20 protein-coding genes are annotated in these 23,879 nt (G+C 67.6%); 5 read left to right on the top strand and 15 right to left on the bottom strand.

What is annotated here, in order from left to right; all coding sequences use genetic code 11:
• Window positions 1-71: 71 nt before the first annotated feature.
• Complete coding sequence (locus BKH28_RS00470) at window positions 72-650, top strand: PadR family transcriptional regulator (RefSeq protein WP_075416984.1); 579 nt, start codon at window positions 72-74, stop codon at window positions 648-650.
• Between the two features lie 60 nt (window positions 651-710).
• Entirely contained in the window at window positions 711-1,553 is an 843-nt protein-coding gene (locus tag BKH28_RS00475) for a CPBP family intramembrane glutamic endopeptidase (protein WP_256695406.1), read from the top strand.
• Window positions 1,554-1,572: 19 nt separating this feature from the next.
• On the opposite strand, the gene BKH28_RS00480 is transcribed toward BKH28_RS00475, so the two are convergent.
• The 5 genes from BKH28_RS00480 to BKH28_RS00500 all read right to left on the bottom strand — a co-directional run bounded on the left by BKH28_RS00480 (window position 1,573) and on the right by BKH28_RS00500 (window position 9,050).
• Window positions 1,573-3,267 carry a GTPase family protein gene (locus BKH28_RS00480; RefSeq protein ID WP_075416986.1) on the bottom strand — a complete coding sequence of 565 codons (1,695 nt, stop codon included), beginning with the start codon at window positions 3,265-3,267 and terminating at the stop codon, window positions 1,573-1,575.
• The gene (locus BKH28_RS00485) at window positions 3,264-5,060 is read right to left on the bottom strand and encodes a dynamin family protein (RefSeq protein WP_075416987.1); all 1,797 of its coding nucleotides are present in this window, start codon (window positions 5,058-5,060) and stop codon (window positions 3,264-3,266) included. The genes BKH28_RS00480 and BKH28_RS00485 overlap by 4 nt, the downstream gene beginning before the upstream one ends.
• Window positions 5,057-6,502 carry a histidine--tRNA ligase gene (gene hisS / locus BKH28_RS00490; protein WP_075416988.1) on the bottom strand — a complete coding sequence of 482 codons (1,446 nt, stop codon included), beginning with the start codon at window positions 6,500-6,502 and terminating at the stop codon, window positions 5,057-5,059. Before hisS ends, BKH28_RS00485 begins: the two co-directional genes overlap by 4 nt.
• Window positions 6,503-6,537: 35 nt before the next feature.
• Window positions 6,538-7,353: an MBL fold metallo-hydrolase gene (locus BKH28_RS00495; RefSeq protein ID WP_075416989.1), complete on the bottom strand. Its 816-nt coding sequence runs from the start codon at window positions 7,351-7,353 to the stop codon at window positions 6,538-6,540.
• Between the two features lie 83 nt (window positions 7,354-7,436).
• Window positions 7,437-9,050, bottom strand: a complete 1,614-nt coding sequence (locus BKH28_RS00500; protein WP_075416990.1) for an ATP-binding cassette domain-containing protein — start codon at window positions 9,048-9,050, stop codon at window positions 7,437-7,439.
• A 294-nt stretch (window positions 9,051-9,344) separates the two neighbouring features.
• On the opposite strand from BKH28_RS00500, the gene BKH28_RS00505 reads away from it, so the two are divergent.
• Window positions 9,345-11,030 (top strand): DUF349 domain-containing protein, encoded by a 1,686-nt coding sequence (locus BKH28_RS00505; protein ID WP_075416991.1) that lies wholly within the window; start codon window positions 9,345-9,347, stop codon window positions 11,028-11,030.
• Window positions 11,031-11,148: 118 nt separating this feature from the next.
• Here BKH28_RS00505 and BKH28_RS00510 read toward each other — a convergent pair whose 3' ends face one another.
• Window positions 11,149-12,024, bottom strand: a complete 876-nt coding sequence (locus tag BKH28_RS00510) for a MerR family transcriptional regulator (protein WP_081379973.1) — start codon at window positions 12,022-12,024, stop codon at window positions 11,149-11,151.
• A gap of 169 nt (window positions 12,025-12,193) precedes the next feature.
• Here BKH28_RS00510 and BKH28_RS00515 point away from each other — a divergent pair, with 169 nt between their 5' ends.
• Window positions 12,194-12,787: a hypothetical protein gene (locus BKH28_RS00515; RefSeq protein ID WP_075416992.1), complete on the top strand. Its 594-nt coding sequence runs from the start codon at window positions 12,194-12,196 to the stop codon at window positions 12,785-12,787.
• Between the two features lie 122 nt (window positions 12,788-12,909).
• The gene (locus tag BKH28_RS13230; RefSeq protein ID WP_143224029.1) at window positions 12,910-13,596 is read left to right on the top strand and encodes a hypothetical protein; all 687 of its coding nucleotides are present in this window, start codon (window positions 12,910-12,912) and stop codon (window positions 13,594-13,596) included.
• A gap of 40 nt (window positions 13,597-13,636) precedes the next feature.
• On the opposite strand, the gene BKH28_RS00520 is transcribed toward BKH28_RS13230, so the two are convergent.
• The 9 genes from BKH28_RS00520 to BKH28_RS00560 all read right to left on the bottom strand — a co-directional run bounded on the left by BKH28_RS00520 (window position 13,637) and on the right by BKH28_RS00560 (window position 23,835).
• Window positions 13,637-15,961: a RelA/SpoT family protein gene (locus BKH28_RS00520; RefSeq protein ID WP_075416993.1), complete on the bottom strand. Its 2,325-nt coding sequence runs from the start codon at window positions 15,959-15,961 to the stop codon at window positions 13,637-13,639.
• Between the two features lie 148 nt (window positions 15,962-16,109).
• Window positions 16,110-16,667 (bottom strand): adenine phosphoribosyltransferase, encoded by a 558-nt coding sequence (locus tag BKH28_RS00525; RefSeq protein ID WP_081379974.1) that lies wholly within the window; start codon window positions 16,665-16,667, stop codon window positions 16,110-16,112.
• Window positions 16,664-17,767, bottom strand: a complete 1,104-nt coding sequence (secF, locus tag BKH28_RS00530) for a protein translocase subunit SecF (RefSeq protein WP_075416994.1) — start codon at window positions 17,765-17,767, stop codon at window positions 16,664-16,666. Before secF ends, BKH28_RS00525 begins: the two co-directional genes overlap by 4 nt.
• The gene (secD, locus tag BKH28_RS00535; RefSeq protein ID WP_075416995.1) at window positions 17,764-19,851 is read right to left on the bottom strand and encodes a protein translocase subunit SecD; all 2,088 of its coding nucleotides are present in this window, start codon (window positions 19,849-19,851) and stop codon (window positions 17,764-17,766) included. The genes secF and secD overlap by 4 nt, the downstream gene beginning before the upstream one ends.
• 208 nt (window positions 19,852-20,059) lie before the next feature.
• Entirely contained in the window at window positions 20,060-20,422 is a 363-nt protein-coding gene (gene yajC / locus BKH28_RS00540; RefSeq protein WP_075416996.1) for a preprotein translocase subunit YajC, read from the bottom strand.
• Between the two features lie 174 nt (window positions 20,423-20,596).
• Window positions 20,597-21,637 carry a Holliday junction branch migration DNA helicase RuvB gene (gene ruvB, locus BKH28_RS00545; protein WP_075416997.1) on the bottom strand — a complete coding sequence of 347 codons (1,041 nt, stop codon included), beginning with the start codon at window positions 21,635-21,637 and terminating at the stop codon, window positions 20,597-20,599.
• Entirely contained in the window at window positions 21,630-22,280 is a 651-nt protein-coding gene (gene ruvA / locus BKH28_RS00550) for a Holliday junction branch migration protein RuvA (RefSeq protein ID WP_075416998.1), read from the bottom strand. Before ruvA ends, ruvB begins: the two co-directional genes overlap by 8 nt.
• A 114-nt stretch (window positions 22,281-22,394) precedes the next feature.
• Window positions 22,395-23,000, bottom strand: a complete 606-nt coding sequence (locus BKH28_RS00555) for a crossover junction endodeoxyribonuclease RuvC (protein WP_256277504.1) — start codon at window positions 22,998-23,000, stop codon at window positions 22,395-22,397.
• 70 nt (window positions 23,001-23,070) lie between these two features.
• On the bottom strand, window positions 23,071-23,835 hold the full coding sequence (locus tag BKH28_RS00560) for a YebC/PmpR family DNA-binding transcriptional regulator (RefSeq protein ID WP_075416999.1): 765 nt from the start codon (window positions 23,833-23,835) through the stop codon (window positions 23,071-23,073).
• Window positions 23,836-23,879: the final 44 nt, after the last annotated feature.

Consider the following 23,879-nt stretch of genomic DNA (forward strand, 5'->3'; position numbering starts at 1 on the left):
CCCACCCATCATCGCAGCCGGTCATGTGAGGCGATCGGCGCTGCGGGATCCTCTTCGCATACTGTGTGCGCATGAGACTCAGACACGCCATCCTCGGGCTGCTGTCCCATCAACCACAGAGCGGCTATGACCTCAATCGAGCATTCACCAGCTCGGTCGTTTACTTCTGGCACGCCGACCAGTCCCAGATCTATCGCACTCTTGACCGCCTTGAAGCTGATGGCGCCATTTCGACGCAGGTCATTCCTCAGAGCGGTCGGCCGGACCGGCGGCTGCACAGCCTGACGGAGTCGGGTCGCGCCGAGCTCGATGCCTGGCTGATGAGCCCACTGGAACCCAATACGGTGAAGGATCCCCTGCTGGCACGCGTCTTCTTCGCGGCCCGTCTGGGTCACGAGAGAGTGGATGCACTCCTGTCCGAGGCCGAGGAGCGGTTCCGCCGGGAGCTGGAGGAACTGGAGGCGATCGATATCGACGTGGTGGATCTCGACACCGCCATGAAGGCCGCAGTCCTTCGTGCTGGGATTGACGGCACAAAGAGTCAGCTGGAGTGGCTCGCCCAGACCCGGCGCACTATCGCCGCGGACGCCAGCAGTACGCGGTCGGGAGCCGCCGAGGGAGCCAAGACCGCTGATGAGGACGGTCGCTGAGGAGACGCGTCGACGTCTATATACTTGCATCATCCAATACTCGTATTGCATAGTATGAGTATGGATGAAGCATCTCCCTCCACCGGTGCAGCTGCCGAAAGCTCCTTGACCCGTCTCGTCGTTTTCAGCGTCATCACCCTGGGCTCCGGCTGGGTCGGACTCCTCGTCGATAATGCACTCGGCAACCCCCACTCCATGGAGGCACCGGGTACCCTCATCTGGATCATGACGCCACTCCTGACCGGTGCTGTCATGGCTCTGAGCGATCCGTCACTGCGCCGTTCCTACGCCGCTTCGTGGCTACCGGGCAGGCTGCGGACCTATGGCGTGGCGCTCGCCGTCTTCCCACTGTCCTTCGCCATCGCCATTGCCGTCGGCTGGGCCGTGGGATGGCTGACCCCCGCCGGGCTGGGAGCGTTCGGAGGCGTCGTGGCTGCAGGCGTGCTGGGGACCGTGCTCAAGAACGTCGCCGAGGAGGGCGCCTGGCGTGGATACCTGGCACCTGCACTCTTCGGCCGAAAGCTGTCCGACCCCTGGGTCTGGTTCATCTCCGGGATGATCTGGAGCCTGTGGCACATCCCTTACTACGCGTGGTTCATGGACGAGGCGCTCCTCCGCGCGGTCTACGACGTCCCTCCGATCGTTTACGCCCTTATGACAGTTCCCATCATGATCTGCTGGGCGCCCTTGTTCACCGAGCTTCGGATCCTCAGCGGCAGCATCTGGCCGGGTCTCGTCGCGCACTCGATCGCGAACCTCAGCCAGATCCCCCTCAGCAAGGGTGGACTGCCGATCACGCCGGGTTGGGAGCTGCTGGTCTCCCCACTGGTAGGCGTCATTCCGAACGCCTTCATCCTGGCGGTGGGCCTGGGGCTGTGGGCGCGGCGCACCGGCCGGTTCTGACAGCGCGCCTCGAGCCGTTTCAGGTGATTCGCTCCAGAATCCGCGCGAGCTCCCCCCATCCGTGCGTCTCGGTCCTGAGCGGCTCGATGAGCTCGGCGTCGATGACCTCGTCGGTGGCCCGGCGCAAGTGGTCACTGATCCGCCTGCTGTGACGCCTGGCCTGAAGTCGGGCCAGGAACGTACCCACCCACGCAAGGACGAGTCCGATCAGCAGACCTCCGAGCAGGAGGATGGTGGGCCAGGGGACTCTCCCCCAGCGAGGAACGTCGATGCTGATGATCAGGAGGTAGTCCTCCAGAACGTGAATGGCTGCCAGCCACAGCCCACCGATGAGCGCCGTCAGTGCGGTCACCCACTGCAGCACGTTCGCGACGCTCCACCAGGCCGGGCGCTTCCACGCCCCGTAGTCCACCTGGGCCACAGCCAGATCCAGAGGCTCGGCAAGCTTCTCAGCGCGCTCGTCACTGCGCAGAACGGCCTGGGCCGCCAGATCACCGGGCAACCCGGAGCAGGCCGCTACGGCGTAGACGTGAGCACTGCTGCGCAGCCTGCCCGTTGCCGCAGGTCCTGCGGGGGGCAAGGAGCTGAGGTCGATGACACCGGCCCCTGTGGCGCCGTCGGATCGTTCAGCGTCTCCGGCCTCTGGTGCCGGTGGGCGCCTGGTTCCCAGGTGGAGGGCTCGCAGCGGGTCGCGTCGCAGGTGCGCGATCCACCGCAGCCAGAACCAGCCGACTCGAGTGTGTGCCCGGTGACGGTCCGATCCTTCGACCGCCTGCGAGACGACGTCGACTCCGGCGAGGCGCGCGGCCGCCTGCCTGAGCGCCTTCAGGGACTGACTAACCTGCGGGGCCTGCTGAGCGGCCGGATCCGGCGCACCGGCGAGTGAAGCGGATGGGGCAATGAGCCCCGTCCGTTCTCCCATGTCGCTGGCTGCGCGCCTGGCGTGGGCGACGAGGTTTCGGGCACTGGCCAGCCTGTTCGAGGCGACCGAGGCCACGGCGTGCGCCAGGGTCTCAACGCCCTCTCCGGTCAGGGCACTGACGGGCACCACCGAGACGGTTCCAAGACCCTCACGGTCCAGGATCCTCCTCAGGTCGGTGAGTACTGCGTCCCGGCTCTCAGAGTCGAGCCGATCCACCTGGTTGAGGGCGACGACCATGACGTCGGCGTGTGCCGCCATGGGAATGAGGAAGTCGCGATGAACGACGCCGTCGGCGTACTTCTCCGGGTCGAGGACCCAGACCAGGACGTCGACCTTGCCCGCCATACGCTGGGCGATGGCCCGGTGCGCGGGTTCGTCGGAGTCGATATCGGGCAGATCAACCAGCACCGTGGTCTCGCCCAGGGCCCAGCCGCCATCGACGCGCACCCTGTGGCTGATGGCCAGCCAGTCCAACAGCTCCGTGGCCTCGACGGCCGTATCCGGGACGACGGCGAGGGGCTGGGTGGTCGTCGGACGGGTGCGGGCGGTACGGGACACCTCGGAGCCGGTCAGGGCGTTGGTGAGGCTGGACTTGCCCGACCCTGTCGCCCCGAGAAGGGCCGCCACCGTCGTCTCCGGCGCCAGACGCCGACGGTGGGAGGCCTGTGCGAGGACATCCCTGGCCTGAGTGAGCTCTTCACGCAGACCGAGCTGCTCACCCAGGTTGACGGCCCTCTCCAGGCCCTCGAGAACCAGTGCCAGGTCCAGTGCGCCGGAGCGATCAGTGGTCACCTGACCCTCCTCCCAGCCGTCCGGCGACTGCGGGCGGCAGGCAGGGCGCGCAACGACGTGGCCGCCTCCTGGCAGGCCCGAAGCTGTTCTCGCAGCGTCTCTGCGCTGGGGGTGGGGACCGGAAGAGCATCAGTGAAACACTTCGCCTGGTTGGCGAACAGACCGGTGGCACGCCTACTGAGGTCCTCCCGGGCCGTCTTGGTCATGCCGCGCATCGCCTGGTCTCCGAAAACGGCCTCCAGGACCCGCTGGGCGAGGACGGCGGTCCCGCCCGCAATCCCCACCTCTCCCCCGGTCAGTCCACCGGTGTGAGCGAAGACGAGGATCATGAGGACGACTCCGGCTCCGTTGACCCCCAGGGACAAAAGGCGGGCGGTGAGCCGCTTGTCGGACCCCTCGGCTCGAACGAGGGTGAGAACCTGACGCTGCCAGTCGTGGACAAGGGCCGCGGCAATGACCTCAAGGCCGGTCTGGGTGGGCACCTCCGCCAGCGCCCGGTTCAGGGCCTGCTGGGAGGTGCCGGCCCGCCTCCAGGAGCGTTCCGTGGCCAGGCAGGCCCGTTGGGACTCGGCGACCAGGAGCTCGACCAGGGAGGAGCCGATCGCCTGCTCAACGCGCTTGGCCGGGGCCGGACGCCCCCGCAGAAGCGACGTGATACGGTCGCGGACCCGCCCCACCTGCACCTCCAAGGACCGGAACAGATCCCCGGTACCCACGAACTCCTGCCAGCGGGTCAGCACCTCGCCGTGCAGCATGGAACCGTCCTCAGTGGCCTCGATGACGCGCTCAAGAGCGTCGTCGTGCTCAGAGGTGGCTGCTCGGCGCAGCTCGGCGTGCTCGGCCTCCTGGGAGTCCAGCTCGACGGCGAGCAACTCGCTCTGCGCCAGTACGGCACCGATGGCCCCGGTCAGGCTGCGGTGCGCGACGTCCTGGCGAGCGGCGGCGTCTGAGGCCAGTGCTCCCAGCCACTGGCGCAGCGGCGAGACGCAGGACTCGGGCAGAAAACCGTCGTCGTCCAGAGTGGTTTCAGGAATCGTGAAGACGGGAGCCTCGGCCAGGTTAGCCTCCGCGAGCCGGCGACGCAGATCGGCCTCCACCTCTGCCTGTGCACCGTCCGGTACCCGGTCCAGGACGATGGCAGCCGTGATGTGCCGCTCGGCCGCGGCCCGCAGGTGCTCCCAGGGGACGGCATCGGCGTAGCGCGCTGCCGTGGTGACGAAGATCCACAGGTCCGCACCGGCAAGGAGCGTCGCGGCCAGGTCCCGGTTGTCCTCGACCACGGAGTCGACATCGGGTGCGTCCACGATCGCCAGCCCCTCGGGGAGTCCCTCACAGGATCGCAGCTCGAGCTCTCTGGGCGTGTGGTCGGTGGCCGGGCTCGCTGGAGCATCGGGGGCCACGCGCAGTCGTGACAGGGAGCCCAGGACCCGGTCGGTGTCGAACCAGGCGGCGTCGGTCGGTGCGTGCAGCAGCAGGGGACGGCGCGTGGTGGGGCGGATCGCGGAGGCCCTGGCCACGTGTCGGCGAACGAGTGAGGACACGAGGGTCGATTTGCCCGCCCCGGTCGAGCCGCCGACCACGGCCAGCAGCGGAGCGTCCAGGCTGGCCAGGCGAGGAAGGATGTAGTCGCCGAGCTGGTCACGGATGAGCGTGGCCTTGTCCGAGGCGGCGGCGGTTCCTTGAAGGACGTAGGGCATGGACAAGGTCGTCAGGCTGTCCCGGAGGGCGGACAGCGCCCTCGTCGCCTGCTGGACGTTGTGCGTGCTGCTGGACTCGCTCCGGCTCATGGTCATGAGGCTGAGTCGACCTCGCAGCCGTCCTCGCCACCGGTCTGCGAGCAGGCCGCAACCCGGCTGATGGTGATCCGTGGAGCGGCATCGTCGGTGGGCGGCTGCCAGGTGGCGGCGTCGGCCTCGACCTGCTCACCGGAGCGGATGTCCTTGACCGAGTCAGGGGCGCCATCGGCACCGGGGAACCACACGAAGGGGATGGAGCGCTTGTCCGCGGCCTTGATCTGCTTGCCGAACTTGGCGGCACTGGGAGCCACGTCGGCGCTGATGCCGCGGGCGCGCAGCGCATCGGCGATCGCGTCGGAGGCGGAGCGGTGGGCCTCGTCAGTCACGGCCACGAGCACCGCCGTGGGCACGGAGCGGCTGACCTCCACGAGCCCCTCTCCGATGACACGGGCCAGGAGCCGGGACAGACCGATGGAGATGCCCACACCGGGGAAGGTGCGCTTGCCGTTGGTGGCCAGGGAGTCGTAGCGGCCTCCGGAGCACACTGAGCCGAGATCCTCGTGGCCGGCCATGAAGGACTCGTAGACCGTGCCGGTGTAGTAGTCCAGCCCGCGAGCGATCTTGAGGTCGGCGATGACGGCACCGGGGCGACGTCGTCCGGCGGCCTCGAGCAGTGCGGTCAGCTCGGCCAGGCCCTCGTTGAGAAGCTCGCTGGGCTCGGCGCCCGCCAGTGCCCGCAGGACCTGCCCGGAGACGTCCTGGCCCTCGGTTCCGGTGATGGTGGCGAGCCTGAGGGCCTGTGCCGCCTGCTGCGCGCTGATGCCGACGCTCTGGGTGAGCTCGGCGGCCACCTTCTCGGGACCGATCTTGTCGAGCTTGTCGACCACGCGCAGGACCTCGATGAGCCGGTCCGTGTCGATGCCGATGGACTGGTAGAAGCCCTGGGCGACCTTGCGGTTGGACACGTGGATGGTGACCGCGGGCACCGGCAGGGAGCTGAGTGCCTCGTGCATGATGAGAGGGACTTCGACATCGTGGTGGAGCGGCAGGGCGCCATCGCCGACGATGTCGATATCGGCCTGGATGAACTCGCGGAACCTTCCCTCCTGAGGCCGCTCCCCGCGCCAGACCTTCTGAATCTGGTAGCGCTTGAACGGGAAGGTCAGCAGCCCGGCATTGTCGACGACGTAGCGGGCGAAGGGGACGGTCAGGTCGAAGTGGAGCCCCAGCTGCTTGCGCGGATCCGTCTCGGACTCGGACTCGGCAGGATCCGCCTGCAGGCGGTTGAGCAGGTAGACCTCCTTGGAGGTCTCCCCCTTCTTCGTCAGCTCGCTCAGCGGCTCGACGGCGCGGGTCTGGATGCCGCTGAAGCCGTGGAGCTCGAAGGTGCGGCGCAGGATGTCGACGAAGTGCTGTTCGACGATGTGGCCCGCGGGGAGCCACTCGGGGAAGCCGGACAGTGAGGAGAGGGCTTGTCGTACCTGTGCCATGGTCCGCATTGTGTCATGACGGGCAGCGAGCCCGCGCACCGCCGTCAGGCCTTGAGGTCTCCTCCACGGATCTTGGCCTCGGCGAGGTATGGGTTGCCGTGGTGCTCGTGCTCCATGGTGGTCACTGCACCGTGCCCGGGCAGAAGAATGGTGGCCGGGTCGACGGCGCTGGCCAGGAACCGCAGGGTACCGAGCATCTGCACCTGGTCTCCGCCGGGAAGATCGGTGCGTCCCACGGATCCCTTGAAGATGACGTCGCCGTCGAGCGCCATGAGGTAGGTGCGCTCCTCGTCGGCGGCAGAGGGGTCGCCCTCAATGACCTCGGCCTCGTACAGCAAGGCGTTGTCCGCCAGGCGGGCCTCGAAGAAGAACAGTGAGGACCCCTCCGAGTGGCCCGGAGCGGGGACTGCGCGTAGAGCGATACCGGGGACCAGCTCGACGGCCTGGGAGAAGCCGTCTCCCGGGAAGAGACGGATGTCGGTGGGCTGCTTCCACTCAGTACCGGCCATGTCGGTGAAGCTCATGCCGTTGGCGCTGATGCCGGTGGTGATGTCGGGCTCCTCGAGCCGGTACCGGTCTCGCTCGGGGATGTAGACCGGCACGTCGACGGCGTCATCACTGGTGAGCAGGCCCTCACCGTGGGCAGCCTCGATGAGCGCCTGGCTGTCCCACACGTGGTCGGCGTGACCGTGGGTGAGCAGGATGGCGCTCAGGGTGAGCTGGTTGGACCGAAGGAGGGCCATGGCGCCGCGAACGGAGCCGGCTCCGGGGTCGACGACGAGGGCGGGCTCACCCGGGCCTGCGGCCAGGACATAGCAGTTGGCTGCGAACACGGGTGCGATGGTGCGCTCCAAGATCATGCCTCCCACCCTAACTTGGATCACCTGGTACCTGGTGCGAATACGTTTCCAAGCGCTGCTCAGGTCCACAGGACCCGGCTGGCTCACCGAAGGTGAAGCCGTCGCCCCCACCAGTGCTCGATGAGCCGGCGGTCGTGGCTGGCGACGATGAGCGTGCCCGTCCATGTCCTCAAAGCGGCCTCGAGCATCTCGAGGGCGTCCAGGTCCAGGTAGTTCGTGGGCTCGTCGATGACAAGCACCTCAGGCCCGGCAGCAGCGGCCAGGGCCAGCTGGGCGCGGCGCTGGTTGCCGTCGGAGAGCTCGCTGAGGGGACGGTTCCACAGGCGCGGGTGCAGAGCGCCCCGGCCACGGTCCCCGATCCCCTCGGTCCACACGTCCTCATCCACCCCAGGGTCGCCGAGACGCGGCAGGTGCTGGGGTATCCAGAACACCGAGCCGGATACCGTGAGGCTGCCGCTGGAGTCCTCCGTGGGCGCCGACCGCCTACCCAACCAGGCCAGAAGCGTGGACTTCCCGCTCCCATTGACGCCGGTGACCAGCAGGTGCTCGCCGGCCATGACGTCGACCGTGACCGGTGCAAGGCGCCCGTGTACGGCGGCCGACCGGGCCGAGACCGCTATTCCTCTTCGCGGTGCTGGTTCAGTCAGGCGCAGCCGCAGCTCGTAGGAGCGTGGCCTGCGCACCTCGGTACTAGCGAGCGCCTCCAGCCGGCGGTCGTCCTGCGTCTGGCGCCGGGTGGAGACGCGCTGGGCGCGGTCGGCGTAGAACTTGCGGGCTATGCGGGCCTCGGTCCGGGGCGCTGCCCCGCTGTGCCCAACGATCTCGGAGTCGCGACGGTGACGCGCGAGCTTGCGCCGCTGCTCCTGCTGACGCTGGTGAAGGCTGCGGTGGGACGACCTGGCGAGCGCCTTCTCCACGAGGTAGTCGCTGTATCGCCCCGCGCACCGGTAGGCACCCATGGGGCCGCTGTCCCCGGAGGCGGTGGCGAGTGCCTGCCACGGCGCTGTGTCGAGGTCGACGACGGCGGTGGCCACCTCGTCGATGAAGGCACGATCGTGGGTGGTGAACAGGACCGGTCCGGGCCATGACACCACCATCTGGCTCAGGTAGTCGCTGCTACCGGCATCCAGGTGGTTGGTGGGTTCGTCGAGCACCAGAGCCTGACCAGAGACCAGGAGCAGGGCGGCAAGCTCCAGCCTTCCCCGTTGCCCCGGTGACAGGGAGGAGACAAGGCGGCCTGTGTCCACCTGCCCCAGTCCCAGCCCGGCGAGCGCCTCAGCCCGTCGAGCCGGCAGGTTCCAGGCGTCGAGCGACTCAAGCCGGGTCAGCAACGAGTCGTATTCCTCGGCGAGGGAGCCGGTTTCAGCTCCGGCCTGGGCAATGGCCTCGCCCATGCGCTCGAAACGATCAAGCGCGTCCAGGGTCTCAGCGCAGGCGGCGTCGAGGTAGCCCTCGATCGACGTGGCAGTCGACTCCGCCGAGTCGGCCGCCGGCGGGCCATGATGCTCGGGAATGCTGACAGTCCCGTGGTCAGGCGACAGCTCGCCGGTGGCCAGGCGCAGGAGCGTGGACTTCCCCGATCCGTTGGGGCCGACGACGCAGACGCGTTCGTCGTCGGAGACCGTAAGGTTGATGCTCTCCAGCAAGGGGGCGGAGGTGTAGGAGAAGCTGACATGGGAGAAACTGATCGCAGGCATGACTCGTCCTTGGCATGAGGCGGTGGGGGCACGGGGGCGAGTCACGCGAGCATGGTCACATGCTAACAGCGCCAGGCGTCGATGAGGTTTGGGGAGCCGACACCGGCCCGCTCGTCAGGGGCATCGGCGCTCAACGAATCAACTGAAATCGGTGGGGCGAAGGATGGTGAATGCTGCCGGCAGGAACGTAGACTCTCGGCACTGCCGTCCTCCGACGGCACGTCACCACCACCCGGCTTGAGAGCCGGGCGCGAACGGAACGGAGCGGTCACGCCGCTCCCTCCCCGTCAACCCATGAAGGAGCATCCCGTGACTGAGCGGAACCAGCCCGACACTGAGCAGACCATCCAGCCGACCGTCCTCGAGGAGTCGGCAGCGCCCACCCCGACGGAGCAGGCGCCTGAAGCCGCCACCTCCCCCGTTCCGGAGGCCGAGTCCACCTCGCCCGCGGCGACCGACAGCACCTCGGAGACGTCGTCGGCTCCCGCCCCGACGGAGTCGGGAACCGATGAGCCCTCCGGCGATTCCACTGAGGAACCAACTGAGGAGCGCGCCGAGCCGGTCTCCGCCGACTCCGGGTCAAAGGAGACCCCCCAGGACGAGCGGCTGGCCGAGTCGGCTGAGAATCCTGAGCCCACGGAGACCACGCAGGAGGGGAACACACCGACCCCGGCCGACGTTCCCGCCCCGGCGGCGGCCTCCACGGCGCCCGCCGAACCGGCCGTTGACCCGCAGGAGGCCATGGACGCCGCCAAGTGGGGGCGCGTCGACGGTGAGGGCCGGGTCTACGTCCAGGACGGTGGCGCCGAGCGCGAGGTCGGCCAGTTCCCCGATGCTCCCATCGCCGAGGCCATGGCCTTCTACGTGCGCCGCTATCTGGATCTCAAGGCGACCATCGACCTGTTCGCCACCCGCCTGCCCCAGCTCAGCGTCCGCGAGATCGACTCGACCCTGTCCTCGATCTCCGAGTCTCTGACCGAGCCGGCCGCCGTCGGCGATCTGGAGGGACTGCGGGCCCGCTTCGCCGCGCTCAAGACGGTGGCCGCCGAGCGACGCGAGGCCGTGTCCGCTGAGCGTGCGGCCGCCAAGGAGCAGGCCCTCAAGGAGCGCACGGCGATCGTCGAGCGCGCTGAGGCCATCGCCGAGCAGGACCCGGCCCGCACGCAGTGGAAGAACTCCGGCGCCGAGCTGCGTGAGCTGCTCGAGTCCTGGAAGGCCGCGCAGCGGCGCGGGCCGCGCCTGGACCGTCCCACCGAGGACGGGCTGTGGAAGCGCTTCTCCCACGCGCGCACCACCTTCGACCGTCACCGCCGCCAGTTCTTCAGCGAGCTGGACGCCAAGCAAGCGCAGGTGCGGGCCGCCAAGGAGGCGCTCATCAAGCGCGCCGAGGAGATGCAGAACTCCACCGACTGGGCCGGCACCTCCGCGAAGTACCGCGACCTGCTGGCCGAGTGGAAGAAGGCCGGACGCGCCTCCCGCAAGGAGGACGACGCCCTGTGGGCCCGCTTCCGGGCTGCCCAGCAGGTCTTCTACGACGCCCGCCGCGCCAAGGACGAGGCCGTCGACGCCGAGTTCGCCGAGAACCTCAAGGTCAAGGAGGCGCTGGTGGCCAAGGCCGAGGCGCTCCTGCCCATCAAGGACATCAAGGCCGCCAAGAAGGCCCTGCGCCCCATCCAGGACGCGTGGGAGGAGGCCGGGCGGGTCCCCCGCGGAGCCGTGCGCCGCATCGAGGGCCGCATGCGCGCCGTCGAGGACGCCATCCGCGAGGCCGAGAACGCCGAGTGGCGCCGCACCGACCCGGAGACCAAGGCCCGCGCCGAGGGCCTGGCCGGTCAGCTCCAGGATGCGATTGCCGGCCTGGAGAAGGACCTGGCTGCCGCCCGGGCTGCCGGCGATGCCAAGAAGATCGCCGAGGCCGAGTCCGCTCTGACGGCTCGCCGGGCCTGGCTCGAGCAGGTGCTGCGCTCGGCCAAGGCCTGACCCGAGCACGTTCCGCTCAGCTCTGAGACTCAAGGAGCGCCTGAGGCGGGGCCGACACCACCCGCTGGTGTCGGCCCCGCCTCTTGTCTCGTCCTGGCGTCCGTCGTCGGGATAACTGCTACTCCCAGGCGGCGGTCGCGGGGTCCAGTCCCTCAGACCTGGCGCAGGCGTCGATGACGTCCTTGAGCCAGGCCGCCAGCCCTGGCGCGCGCTTGTCGTAGTACCGGGCGTAGCGCTCGTCCGCCACGTAGCCGCGGGCGATGATGACCTGCTTGGAGGCGGAGACCTCGAACCACCGGTTGAAGTCCTTGCGGTGCCACCGCGCCAGGGCATTGGCCTCGGGGCTGCCCGGCTCGACGCCACTGCGCATCGCCTCGGCCAGCGCAGTCTCCAGGGCGACAGTCTCCTCGTGCGCCCGCTCCCAGTCGGTGCGAGACATCCGGGCCTTGCGCCGGTGGGACTCGGCCCAGTCCTCAGTGTCACCCCACCGAGCGTGGGCCTCCTCGATATAGACGGGGTCCCAGTCGGTCCCCCAGATCTCCGCCATCTCAGCCACGGAGATCCTCGCTCCCGACTGCTGTATATCCATCACCATGTCAATCGAGCTGAGCATCTGCTGCAGGTGGGAGATCTGTCCTTGCACCAGCTCACGCTGACGGCGCAGGTGCGTGACCGCGTCAGCGCACGGCTCATCAAGGACTGTCTTGATGTCGGCCAGGCTCATGCCGGTCTGCCGGTAGACGAGGACCTGCTGGATGCGCATGATGTCCGTCTCGCAGTAGAGCCGGTACCCGGCGTCACTGCGTCGAGACGGATGCACCAGACCGGACTCGTCCCAGTGGTGCAGCGCCCGGACACTGACGCCCAGGAGCGTTGAGACCTCACCGACCGTCATGGCGATGTCCGCGTCGTTGGACGCGGCGTTGTCCACGGTGTCGGCTGCTGTGTCACGTCTCCCAACTCCGTCGTTGTGACGCCGTTCGGAATCCTTCACCGTGTCTCCTTCCTCAGCGCCTGCTCCGGCTGGTTGGTGTCCTAGTGCATCCTGTCCACCGTGATGCCTCCCGCCGCGTGAGGGTCAACTCCTCACATACACGACAAGGTTATCCACAGGCGGCCGGTTCGCTGTGGCGCCGGCAACCGGGAGAAGTCCACGATGGCCTATGCCTCGTTTCGTCCCGGTTCCCGGTCACGCCGCCGTGGCCCACCTGTCCGCCCGCCCGCTCTCCCCCGTTCTGGGCACGCTTCCGGCCCAGGACATGCAGGTGCTCAGGTGCGCCGGACTTGACGCCCGACTGCTAGTCAACGTCCTGGGCAACCTGCAACCGGCCGATACCCTGCGTTCGGCGGAGGGACGTATGCGGGCCGTTGCCGCCGCCCTGCCCTGCCGGGGCGTCCTTCTGGCCGGCACCGCCCTGTGGGTGCACGTCGGTGGCACTCCGCCCGACACGCTGGAGGTGTGTCTACCCGGAGGTCGTCGAAGCCGGCTGCCCTACCTGGTGACCAGACGAGGCAGACTGCCCCACTGCGACACGACCGTGATCGGTGGCATCACCTGCGCCACGATCGCCCGAGCCGCCGTCGACATCGCTCGCCTGGGGCCACCGGTGCAGGCCGTGCAAGCCGTCATGACCGCCCGCGACCACGGAGTGAGTCGAGTCCGTCTCCTGCTGACGCTCAATCACTGTCGTGGGGCAGCCAGCAGAGGCTGCCCGCGGGCGCGGCACATCATCGAGTCCGTCGTATTCCACCAGTAAACAGCGACACATTTTCGAAGAAAATTGATTCGAGTCACCACCGCGGGCACCAGTCATAGCCTTCATTACGCCTTCAGTGAAGCCGTTCACAACTCCCTGCAGAAGAAACTAACGTTGTCAACGTGAAGAATATTCCATTCCCTCTTGGTCTTGCTATGATACTCGGCATCATCATCAGGCTGGGATTGGACCACTTCGATCGAGTGACCGGCTCCGCCATGACAGAAGATGGCGTTGCACGATCAAAACCGCCACAATATCAGTTGCTCGGCGGCGGAGGAGTGTTATTTATCGGCCTAGTCGCCCTCTGGCTCGGCTGCAGGCGATGGATCAACCCTTCATTTTCTGACGACGACACCGGCGTCGCCACCATATGGCTCGTGATTGCCATCATACTCATCACTTTAGGAGGTGGAGTATTCCTCCAAACAAGCATTAATTACATCGAGGTCGGACCAGGATACATCGAGAATCATTCCTTCCTTGACGGGACAACCCGAATCGAATTCGAAGACATCGAGTCGTACTTATACTCACCTAAATACTTATACTCACATAATTATTTAAGCAATCTATGGCGGGCCGACAGCCTTGTCATACTTTCTTCCGATCGACGCAGGATTAAGTTTTCTCCCGAAGGCTTCAAAGGGGAGCATGTGACATCCGTCATCGCCTTTCGCCTTCGCAAGAATCGTTGGCCGTCTTTATTGGATGAATTCGACCGGCTTGCCGTTATGGAGGCAGCTGCCGATGGCTCTGGCAAGTCCTATTTACGAAGATTCAGTGGTGCCAGGCTAGATGCCGCGTAACGATCCGTCGTCAAGTGGCACCACTCGTCCTCAGTCCTTTTCATCGACGGCGCGTCGTGGACAGGCTTCTGCGCGCCTCGAAGACGCCGTCGATGCGTCGCAGCGCCGCCAGCGTGTGGTCCAGGTGCCCGACCTCGGCCAGCTCGACGACGAACCGGCCGGTGACGACCCGGTCGCGGCTCGTGGCGATGCTGGCGCTCGCAAGGTTGACGTGGCTGTCTGCCAGCGCCCGGGTGATGTCGGCGAGCAGGCCCCCGCGGTCCAGGGCCTCGACCTCCACCTGGACCAGGTAGGCGGACTGGGCGTGATCCGCCCAGGAGACGGTGATGAGGCGCTCGGGCTCGCGCTGGAGCTGATCGACGTTCTGGCAGTCGGCCCGGTGCACTGAGACACCCGAGCCCCGGGTGATGAAGCCGACGATGGGATCTCCCGGCATGGGGGTGCAGCAGCGCGCCAGCTTGACGTAGACGTCGCCCTCATCCATGCCGGCAACGACGACTCCTGCATCGGCTGTTCGTGGACGCCGGTGCGCTGTCGCCCGAGTGGGCAGGATCCCCTCCGCAAGAGTCTCCTCGGCACCGTCCTCCCCACCCATGGTGGCCACCAGGGTGTCAACGACATGTTGAGCGGATACGTGCCCCTCACCCACTGCCGCGTACAGGCCGTCAATGTCGACCTTGTCGAGGGTCTTGGCCACGTTCATGAGAGTCTCGTGGCTCATGAGGCGCTGAAGGGGAAGGTTCTGCTTGCGCAGGGTTCGGGCAATGGCGCCCTTGCCCTCCTCAATGGCCTCTTCGCGGCGCTCCTTGGAGAACCAGGAACGGATCTTGTTGCGGGCCCGGGTCGAGGCGACGAAGGTGAGCCAGTCACGCGAGGGACCGGCGTTGATGGCCTTGGAGGTGAAGACCTCCACCGTGTCACCGTTCTCCAGGCGCGTGTCCAGGGGCACCAGCCGGCTGTTGACGCGCGCCCCCACGGTGCGGTGGCCGACCTCGGTGTGGACGGCATAGGCGAAGTCCACCGGAGTGGCTCCAGCGGGCAGGGCCAGGACATCACCCCTGGGGGTGAAGACGTAGACCTGGTCCCCGGCCATCTCGTAGCGCAGGGCGTCGAGGAACTCGGAGGGGTCCTGAGTCTCCTTCTGCCAGTCGACGAGCTGGCGCAGCCAGCCCATGTCGCCCTGGTCGGAGTCCCCGGGTCTGCCTCCCAGGGCGCTGGGGCCCGAGGCGTTGGGATCCTCCTTGTAACGCCAGTGCGCGGCCACGCCGTACTCGGCCATGCGGTGCATCTCGTGGGTACGGATCTGGATCTCCACCGGCTTACCCCCCGGCCCCACGACAGTCGTGTGCAGCGACTGGTAGAGGTTGAACTTGGGGACGGCGATGTAGTCCTTGAACCGCCCACTCATGGGGGTCCAGCGCGAGTGCAGGGAACCGAGCACCGCGTAGCAGTCCTGGACGGTGTCGACAATGACCCGGACCGCGACCAGGTCGTAGATGTCGTCGAAGTCCTTCCCCCGCACGATCATCTTCTGATAGATCGAGTAGTAGTGCTTGGGTCGCCCGGTCACGGCGCCCTTGATCTTGTTGACCCTCAGATCCTCCTCGATCTGAAGGCGGACCTGGCGCAGGTACTCCTCGCGAGCCGGGGCCCGCTCGGCCACCATGTGCTCGATCTCCTCGTACACGCCCGGGTAGAGGGCCTTGAAGGAACGATCCTCCAGCTCCCACTTGATCGTGTTCATTCCCAGGCGGTGGGCCAGGGGCGCATAGATCTCCAGGGTCTCCTTGGCCTTGCGCGCGGCGTTTTCCGCGGAGACGTACTTCCAGGTACGGGCGTTGTGAAGACGGTCGCCGAGCTTGATGACCAGGACCCGGATGTCCTTGGACATCGCGATGATCATCTTGCGCACCGTCTCGGCCTGGGCGGCCTCCCCGTACTGGAGCTTGTCGAGCTTGGTGACGCCGTCAACGAGCAGGCTGATCTCGTCACCGAAGTCGGCGCGCAGGCGCTCAAGGGTGTAGTCGGTGTCCTCCACGGTGTCGTGCAGGACAGCCGCCGCCAGGGTCTGGGCCGTCATCCCCAGCTCGGCGAGGATGGTCGCCACTGCCACCGGGTGGGTGATGTAGGGCTCCCCGGACTTGCGTCGTTGGCCGGAGTGAGCCTTCTCAGCCACCTCGTAGGCGCGCACGATGAGGCTCGTGTCCGCCTTGGGGTGGTTGGCGCGCACCGCTCGCAGCAGCGGCTCGATGGCCGCTGGTGTGGAGTGTCCCCGGGAGCCGAACCACGCCAGACGGCTGCGCACGCGCGAGCCGGGGACAACACTGTCGCCTGACGTGTCCGGGGTGCTCTTCGTCTCCGTCATTGACGCATCATATAGCGGCCGGCACACCGAGGCGTGCCGGCACTGCAGCCGACCGTGTGGTGTCGCGCGGCAGGGCGGCGCGACACCACACAGGAATCAGCCGTGGGTGTGGGGAAGCAGGAAGCGGATGAGCCGCTCGATTCGTGTCTCAGAAGATGACGACCGAGTCGACCTGACGCCCCTGGAGCTGTCGGCGACCGCCGAGATCTGCCAGCTCCAGAAGCATGCAGATGGCCTCCACCGAGGCGCCGGCCTGCTCAATGAGGGAGATGGACGCGGCGGCCGTCCCACCTGTGGCCAGAACATCGTCGATGACCAGAACGCGTGCGCCCCGGGTGACGGTCTCGGGCCGCAGCTCCATCCGGGCGGTGCCGTACTCCAGGGAGTAGTCCACGCCGATGACCGGTCCGGGCAGCTTGCCGCCCTTGCGCACCGTGATCATCCCGATCCCGAGCCGAACCGCCAAGGGCGCCGCCAGGATGAAGCCGCGCGACTCGAGTCCCGCGATCGCATCGATCCGACTGCGATAGTGATCGGCAAGGCCGTCGACGAGACCGGCGAAGGCAGGTCCGTCGGCCAGGAGCGGAGTGATGTCCCGGAAGAGGACCCCCGGCTCGGGAAAATCGGGAATCTCACGCAGGTGGCTCATGACCAGCCTGGTCAGAGACTCGGGAACCGTCTCGGAATGGGCCACGGGAGCGGTCATCTGCGCTTCTTCTTCCTTTTTGGCTGAGCCGCCACGCCGAGGTGGTGGCCGGGGGTGACGGGTGAGGCGGCCGGAGCCGCGTCAATCTTAGCCAGTTCCTCGACGTCGTCGCCGGCCTCCTCCCGACGGTGCTGGCGTGCTGCGGCGACCTTGGCGGCCTGGTCCTTGATGCGCTTCTCGCGTGAGCGCAGGTCCACGAGGAGAGGCGTGGCCAGGAAGATCGAGGACAGGGTGCCGGCGATCATGCCGATGAACAGCGTCAGAGCGATGTCGCGCAGCGTTCCTGCGCCCAGGATGAAGGCGCCGACGAACAGAAGCGAGGCCACCGGGAGCACACCGACCACGGAGGTGTTGATCGAACGGATGAAGGTCTGGTTGACCGCCAGGTTCGCGAGCTCGGCGTAAGTGGATCGGCTCTGGGACTCGAAGCCCTCGGTGTTCTCGCGGATCTTGTCGAAGACCACGACAGTGTCATAGAGGGAGTATCCCAGGATCGTCAGCACACCGATGATCGTGGCCGGGGTGACCTCGAATCCGGACAGGGCGTAGATGCCCACGGTGACGACGATGTCGTGGCACAGGGCGAGCAGGGCCGCCGCCGCCATCTTCCAGGTGCGGAAGTATGCCCAGATGAGCAGTCCGACGAAGATGAAGAACAGGACCAGTCCTCGAATCGCCTTCTTGGTAACGTCGGAGGACCAGGTCGGCCCCACGGTCGTCGCTGAGACGTTGGAGGCGTCGGTCTTGTAGGCGGTGGCGAGCTCACCGGCCAGCGAGTCGAGGCGCTGCTTGCTCAGCTGGTTGGTCTGCACCCGTACCGATGTCGACCCCATGGTGGTCACCGAGGAGCTGGCCGCCAGGTCGCTCTTGGAGAGGACCTCGTTGGCGGGACGCTCGGAAGGAGTGGACAGTCCCGTGACTGTGATCTCCGATCCGCCCTTGAAGTCGATTCCCGGGGTGAGTCCTACGGTGGCCAGGAGCGTGGCCGAGCCGAGGATGATGACGACGGCGATGAGGTACCAGATCCGTCGTTTGCCGACGAAGGCGATGGACGTCTTGGCCGAGTAGAGCTCGTTACCGAGCGTGGCGAGAGACTTCACTTCGTCTCACCGTCCTTTCCCTTGTCGGCCGTGGCATCGACCGCGTCGGCCTCCTGCTGCTCGACCTCATCATCGACGGTCTCGCCGTCGGCCTCATCAGCGGCACCGTCGGGGCTCTCGGCGCTCCTGCGGGCCTCGGCCTTGCGGCGCGCCAGGGACCCGGCCATGCGGTCGGCGACGGCCTCGCGCCCCTTGCCGTAGGTCGAGGACGTCGCCCCGAGGTGCTCGGGGTCAAGACCGGAGAGCCGGTGCCCCTCACCGAAGAAGCGGAAGCGGATGATCCACTCCATCAACGGGTGGGTGAAGAGTATGATGATGGCCAGGTCCACGCACGTGGTCACTCCCAGGGTGAAGGCGAATCCCTGCACCCCGCCGACGGCGAGGAAGTACAGGACGATCGCGGCCACGAGGTTGACGGCGTCGGAGACGAGGATCGTGCGCCTGGCGTGCTTCCACCCCTCATCGATCGCGGTCCTCAGAGTCCGTCCCTGACGCACCTCGTCACGGACTCGCTCGAAGTAGATGATGAAGGAGTCGACCGTAATGCCGATGGAGATGATGAGTCCGGCCACTCCCGCCAGGGACAGGCGGTAGCCCATGGTCGCGCTCAGTGCCGCGATGACCAGGTAGGTGCCGGCTGCGGCCACCACCAGAGAGGCCACGGCCACCACCGCCAGGCCGCGGTACTGCCAGGCCAGATAGAGGATGATGAGAGCGAAGCCGATGAGCCCGGCGATCAGGCCGTTGCGCAGCTGCTCAGTTCCTAACGTGGCGGAGATCTGCTGCTCGGACTGAACCGTGAAGCTCAGCGGCAGCGAGCCGAAGGACAGCTGGTTGGCCAGCGTGTTGGCCTGATTCTGGTTGAAGTTGCCGGTGATCTGGACCCGGCCGTCGGTGATCGGCGAGTGGACAGACTCATTGAAACCGGAGGCCATGACGGTCAGGCCATCCAGGACGATGGCGAACTGGGCCTTGTCCCCGATGTGCTGGGCCTGTGGGTTCTGAGCGCCCTGCGCACCGGCGGCACTCGCCTGGTCGCGGTAGGTCAGCAGCCGCTTGGACAGCTCGGAGAACTTCTTGGTGCCGTCAGCGTTGAAGGCCAACGAGACGACCCACTGGTTGGTGGCCTGACCGCGGGAGTCGGTCTCCAGACCCGAGTTGGCGCTCTTGAGCTCGGTTCCGCTGATCTCAGCCGGGCCGAGGATGTAGGCGCCGCGGTGCTGGGAACCGGCCTCCTTGGAGCAGGAGATGACGGCGACCTTGGGATCCTGCGTCTGCCCCGTGAGATTCTTCGGGTCGGTGCAGTCGGTCATGTAGCCGTCGTAGAGCAGCTTCTCGGTGATCCAGGAATCCGATGAGTTCGTCTTGTCCTGGGCGGGGAGCGGGTCAGAGGAGATGACACCGTCCTGGTTGACGTCCGCCAGCTGCTTGGCGATCTCCTCGGGGGTCCTGGGCTGCGCCGTGGACTGGGCCGTGGGCTGTGCGGTGGGGGCCGGGGTCGCCGTTGGCTGCTCGCCCTCGCCAGAGCCCTCCTCGGCACCTGCCGAGTCCGCTGCCGGCTGAGTCGCCTCGCCTCCGGCGTTGGGGTCTGGTTGAGCCTGGGCCTGGGCGCTGGGCTGACTCGTCGGCGCCGGGGTTGGCGCGCCGGAGGGGTTCTGGCTGGCGATGTTCTTGGCAGCCTGCTGGGCGCTGCCCTCCAGGACGCGCAGGACCGGGCGGAAGTACATGACGGCAGAGGTGCGCACCAGCTCCAGGGTGGCCTGGCTGGGCTTTCCGGGCAGCGAGACCACGATGTTCTGACCGCCTTGGCGGGAGATCTGGGCCTCGGAGACGCCGGAGGCGTCCACGCGCTGGCGGATCACCTCGATGGCCTGCTCAACATCGCTGTCACTGATCGCCGAGCCGTCGGAGGTCGTGGGCGTCAGAATGAGCTGGGTACCGCCCTCGAGATCGAGGGCGAGTCCGGGGGTGAGTGAGGCCTTGTGCCTCATGTTTCCCACCACCAGAGCGCCGAAACCGATGACGAGGACGAGGATGAACATCAGGAGGCGGCGCCCTGGGCGCGTTCGCTGCTTACTGGACACGTGGTCCCTTCCTGGGGTGGAGTGAACTCGAGCGCATGGCCCGAAGGCTGAGGTGAGTGTGGGGCTGGGATGCTTGGCGGACACCGCCGAGAGGCGCACCGAGTCCGACGGACTCAGCGAGACGGGTCACCAAGCGCCGGCGGAGTCTGTAGGGCGCCGCTAAGCGCTGTCACGCCGACGTCGTGGGAGTGTGGTCGGTTCGCCGATATCAGGACTGCGGCTCGGCCGCGTCCTGCTCGGATTCACGGATGTCGTCACCGGCCTGCGAGACGTCGGAGCCGGGCTCCTCGTGGGCGGAGGCGGAGCCGAAGGGAGGCTCCTCGATGGCGGCGATCGCCCGCTTGCTCCAGAGGGTCTCGTCACCCAGCGGCGTGGCCAGGGTGACCACGTCACCGTCGACCTCGACGACCGTCCCGTAGAAGCCGCCGATGGTGCGAACCCAGTTGCCGGGAACCAGACCCTTCTCAGTGCGGCGCTTCTGCTCCTCCTGCATCGCGCGCTGCCTGCGGCTGACGAACCACATCATCAGGAGCATCCCGATGAGCATGATCCAGATGAAATACGACGACATGGAGGCCTCTCCGTTTCGACTAGGCAGTCTCGGCTGATGCAGACCTACGACTGTCACAGGCCGGCGGTGGCGAGTCTATGGCACGCGGGCCAGACGCTTACCTACCGTCGGCGAGTGGTCGGGCACAACTGGGTACCAACCGGTTACAAAATCATCACATTACCCGGTTGTCGCTCAGGAGAACAATGATCCGTCGGCTGGGGGCTCAAGTCCCAGGTGGCTGTAGGCCGCCGGCGTGGCCGCCCGTCCCCGTGGGGTACGCACCACCAGCCCCTCACGCACGAGGTACGGCTCGGCCACGGTCTCCACCGTCTCGGGCTCCTCCCCCACGCTGACCGCCAGCGTCGTCAACCCCACCGGGCCACCGCCGAACCGGGTGCACAGGGCCTCGAGCACCTGCCGGTCCAGGCGGTCCAGCCCGAGGGCATCGACCTCGAAGACGTCCAGGGCGCCGCGGGCCGCCACCAGGTCGAGTCGGCCGGGCTGTCCGTGGACCTCCGCCCAGTCCTGGACGCGCCGCAGCAGCCGGTTGGCGATACGAGGCGTGCCACGTGAGCGAGAGGCCAGCTCCTTGGCGGCGTCCGCCTCCAGGCTCACGCCCAGCAGCCCCGCACTGCGCGTGAGGATCCGGGTGAGCTCGCCCGGCCCGTAGTAGTCGAGGTGGCCGGTGAAGCCGAAACGGTCTCGCAGCGGGGCGGGCAGCAGCCCTGCCCTCGTGGTGGCTCCGACGACGGTGAAGGGGGGCAGGGACAGGGGGATGGAGGTGGCGCCGGGTCCCTTTCCGACGACGATGTCGACACGGAAGTCCTCCATCGCCAGGTAGAGCATCTCCTCGGCGGTCCGCGCCAGGCGGTGGATCTCATCGATGAACAGCACGTCGCCCTCCTCCAGGGAGGACAGGATGGCCGCGAGGTCTCCGGCGTGCTGAATGGCCGGCCCCGAGGTCAGGCGCAGGGAGCCGTCCACCTCGGCGGCGATGATCATGGCCAGCGTGGTCTTGCCCAGCCCGGGCGGCCCCGACAGGAGAACGTGGTCAGCCGTCACCCCGCGGGCCAGGGCGGAGCGCAGCACCACCGAGAGCTGGCCGCGCACCACCTCCTGCCCGGTGAAGTCCTCCAGACGCTTGGGCCGCAGGGCCGCCTCGGCGGCACGCTCGGTGGCATCGGCACCACCACCGACCAGGCGCTGCCGGTCGAGCTCATCCGGCTCAGCCACGGTGCCCGCCTCCCAACCATCTCAGGGAGGCCCGCAGCACTGCCGCCGTGTCCGGCTCCTGGTCGGCCGCGGCATCGGAGGTCACGGAGGTGACGGCCTGGCGCGCGCTGGCCTCGTTCCAGCCGAGCTGCACCAGGGCGGCGACGACGTCGGCGTGGGGCTCCGGACCTCCGTCGGTCGCGCTCTCCTGCCCTCCAGCAGTCTCCGAAGCCGCACGGGCGGCGCCGAGATCATCCCCGGTGACGGGGCCCAGCTTGTCGGCCACGTCCAGGATGACGCGTTGAGCGCCCTTGGGGCCGAGGCCGGGCACCCGGGTGAGGGCGGCGACGTCCTGGGAGGCGATGGCCCGCCTGAGAGCATTGGGGGTGTGGACGGCCAGCATCGCCAGCGCCAGCTTGGCTCCGACCCCCTTGGCGCTCATCAGGGTGCGGAAGCTGTCCCTCTCATCGGTGTCGGCGAAGCCGAAGAGCGTCAGCGAGTCCTCACGGACGACCAGCTCGGTGTGAACGAGGGCCTCCTCACCGGCCCTGAGGCCGGACAGCGTGGTAGGTGTGGCCTGGATGCTCATGCCGACACCGCCGGTCTCAATGACGGCACCGGTCAGGCCGACACTGAGGACAGTGCCGCGCAGGGAGGCGATCATGGGCAGCTTCTCCTGGATGTTCTCAGCGGGTCGAGCGGTCTTGTGCCGATTCGGCGGACGAGGACGGACTCGAACAGACGTTCGGATCCTAGCAGCCCGGGTCCGGCAGAGTCCTCAGCGCCGCACCCGTCGCGGGTCGACGGCGCCGGTGCGCCGGGCCGCCGCCTGGGCGGCGGCCCACTGACGCTGAGCCGGCGTGCGGGCCGAGACGCGCACCGCTCCCCCGGCGGAGACCATCTCGGTGGCATCATCCGTTCCCGTCCCGCCTCCGCGCCAACCGTGGCAGATCGCCTGGGCCAGGGCGTCTGCGGCATCTGCCGGCCGGGGCGGCGCATCAAGGCCGAGAATGCGGGTGACCATGGCCTGGACCTGGGTCTTGTCCGCAGTCCCCGAGCCGGTGACGGCGGCCTTGGCCTCGCTGGGCGTGTGCTGGGCGACCTCCAGCCCTGCGCGCGCCGCAGTGGCCATCGCGGTGCCCATCACCTGGGCGACCCCGATGACGGAGCGCAGGTTGTCCTGCGCGAAGACCCGCTCAATGGACACCACGGAGGGACCCAGACGGGCGATCCAGTCCTCAATGGCCTCCGTGATGGTCAGGAGCCTCAGCTCGGGGCTCTGAGACGGCGGAGTCCGAACCACGCCGACCTCCACCAGACGGACCTGACGGCGAGGGTCGACGTCCACGCATCCCAGACCGCAGCGGGTCAGCCCGGGATCGATTCCCAGGACCCGCTGCTGGGCGACGACGGCGCGAGCCGAACGCGGCCGAGAGCCGGCGACGTCCAGGGGCTCAGTCCTCGCCGCCTGCGAACTCGGCGGCCACCTCTGGGCTGAGGTCCACCGAGGTGTAGACGTTCTGGACGTCGTCGGAGTCCTCCAGGGCGTCGATGAGGCGGAAGACCTTGCGTGCGCCTTCGACGTCGACCTCCACCTTGGTTCCGGCGACGAACTGGACCTCGGCGGAGTCGTAGTCCATCCCCGCATCCGTCAGAGCGGTACGCACGGCGACGATGTCGCTGGGCTCGGAGTAGATCTCGAAGGACTCGCCCATGTCCTCGACCTCCTCGGCGCCGGCGTCCAGGACGGCCATGAGGATGGAGTCCTCGTCCACTCCGTCGGCCTTGGCGACCTCGACGACGCCCTTACGGGTGAAGTTGTAGGCCACCGAGCCCGGGTCGGCCAGGTTCCCGCCATTGCGGGAGAAGGCGACGCGCACGTCGGAGGCGGCCCGGTTGCGGTTGTCGGTGAGGCACTCGACGAGGAAGGCGACCCCGCCGGGGCCGTAGCCCTCGTACATGATGGTCTGCCAGTCGGCGCCACCGGCCTCCTCACCGCTGCCGCGCTTGACGGCGCGGGTGATGTTGTCCGCCGGCACGGAGTTCTTCTTGGCCTTCTGAATGGCGTCGAACAGGGTGGGGTTACCGGTGGGATCACCACCGCCGGTACGGGCGGCGACCTCGATGTTCTTGATGAGGCGTGCGAAGAGCTTGCCGCGCTTGGCGTCAATGGCGGCCTTCTTGTGCTTGGTGGTGGCCCACTTGGAGTGACCCGACATAAGTGCTCCTTGGGAGTCGATGATGAGGGCGCGGCCGAACGTAC

The sequence above is a fragment of the Actinomyces oris genome (assembly GCF_001937665.1).
Classification (GTDB): Bacteria; Actinomycetota; Actinomycetes; order Actinomycetales; family Actinomycetaceae; genus Actinomyces; species Actinomyces stomatis.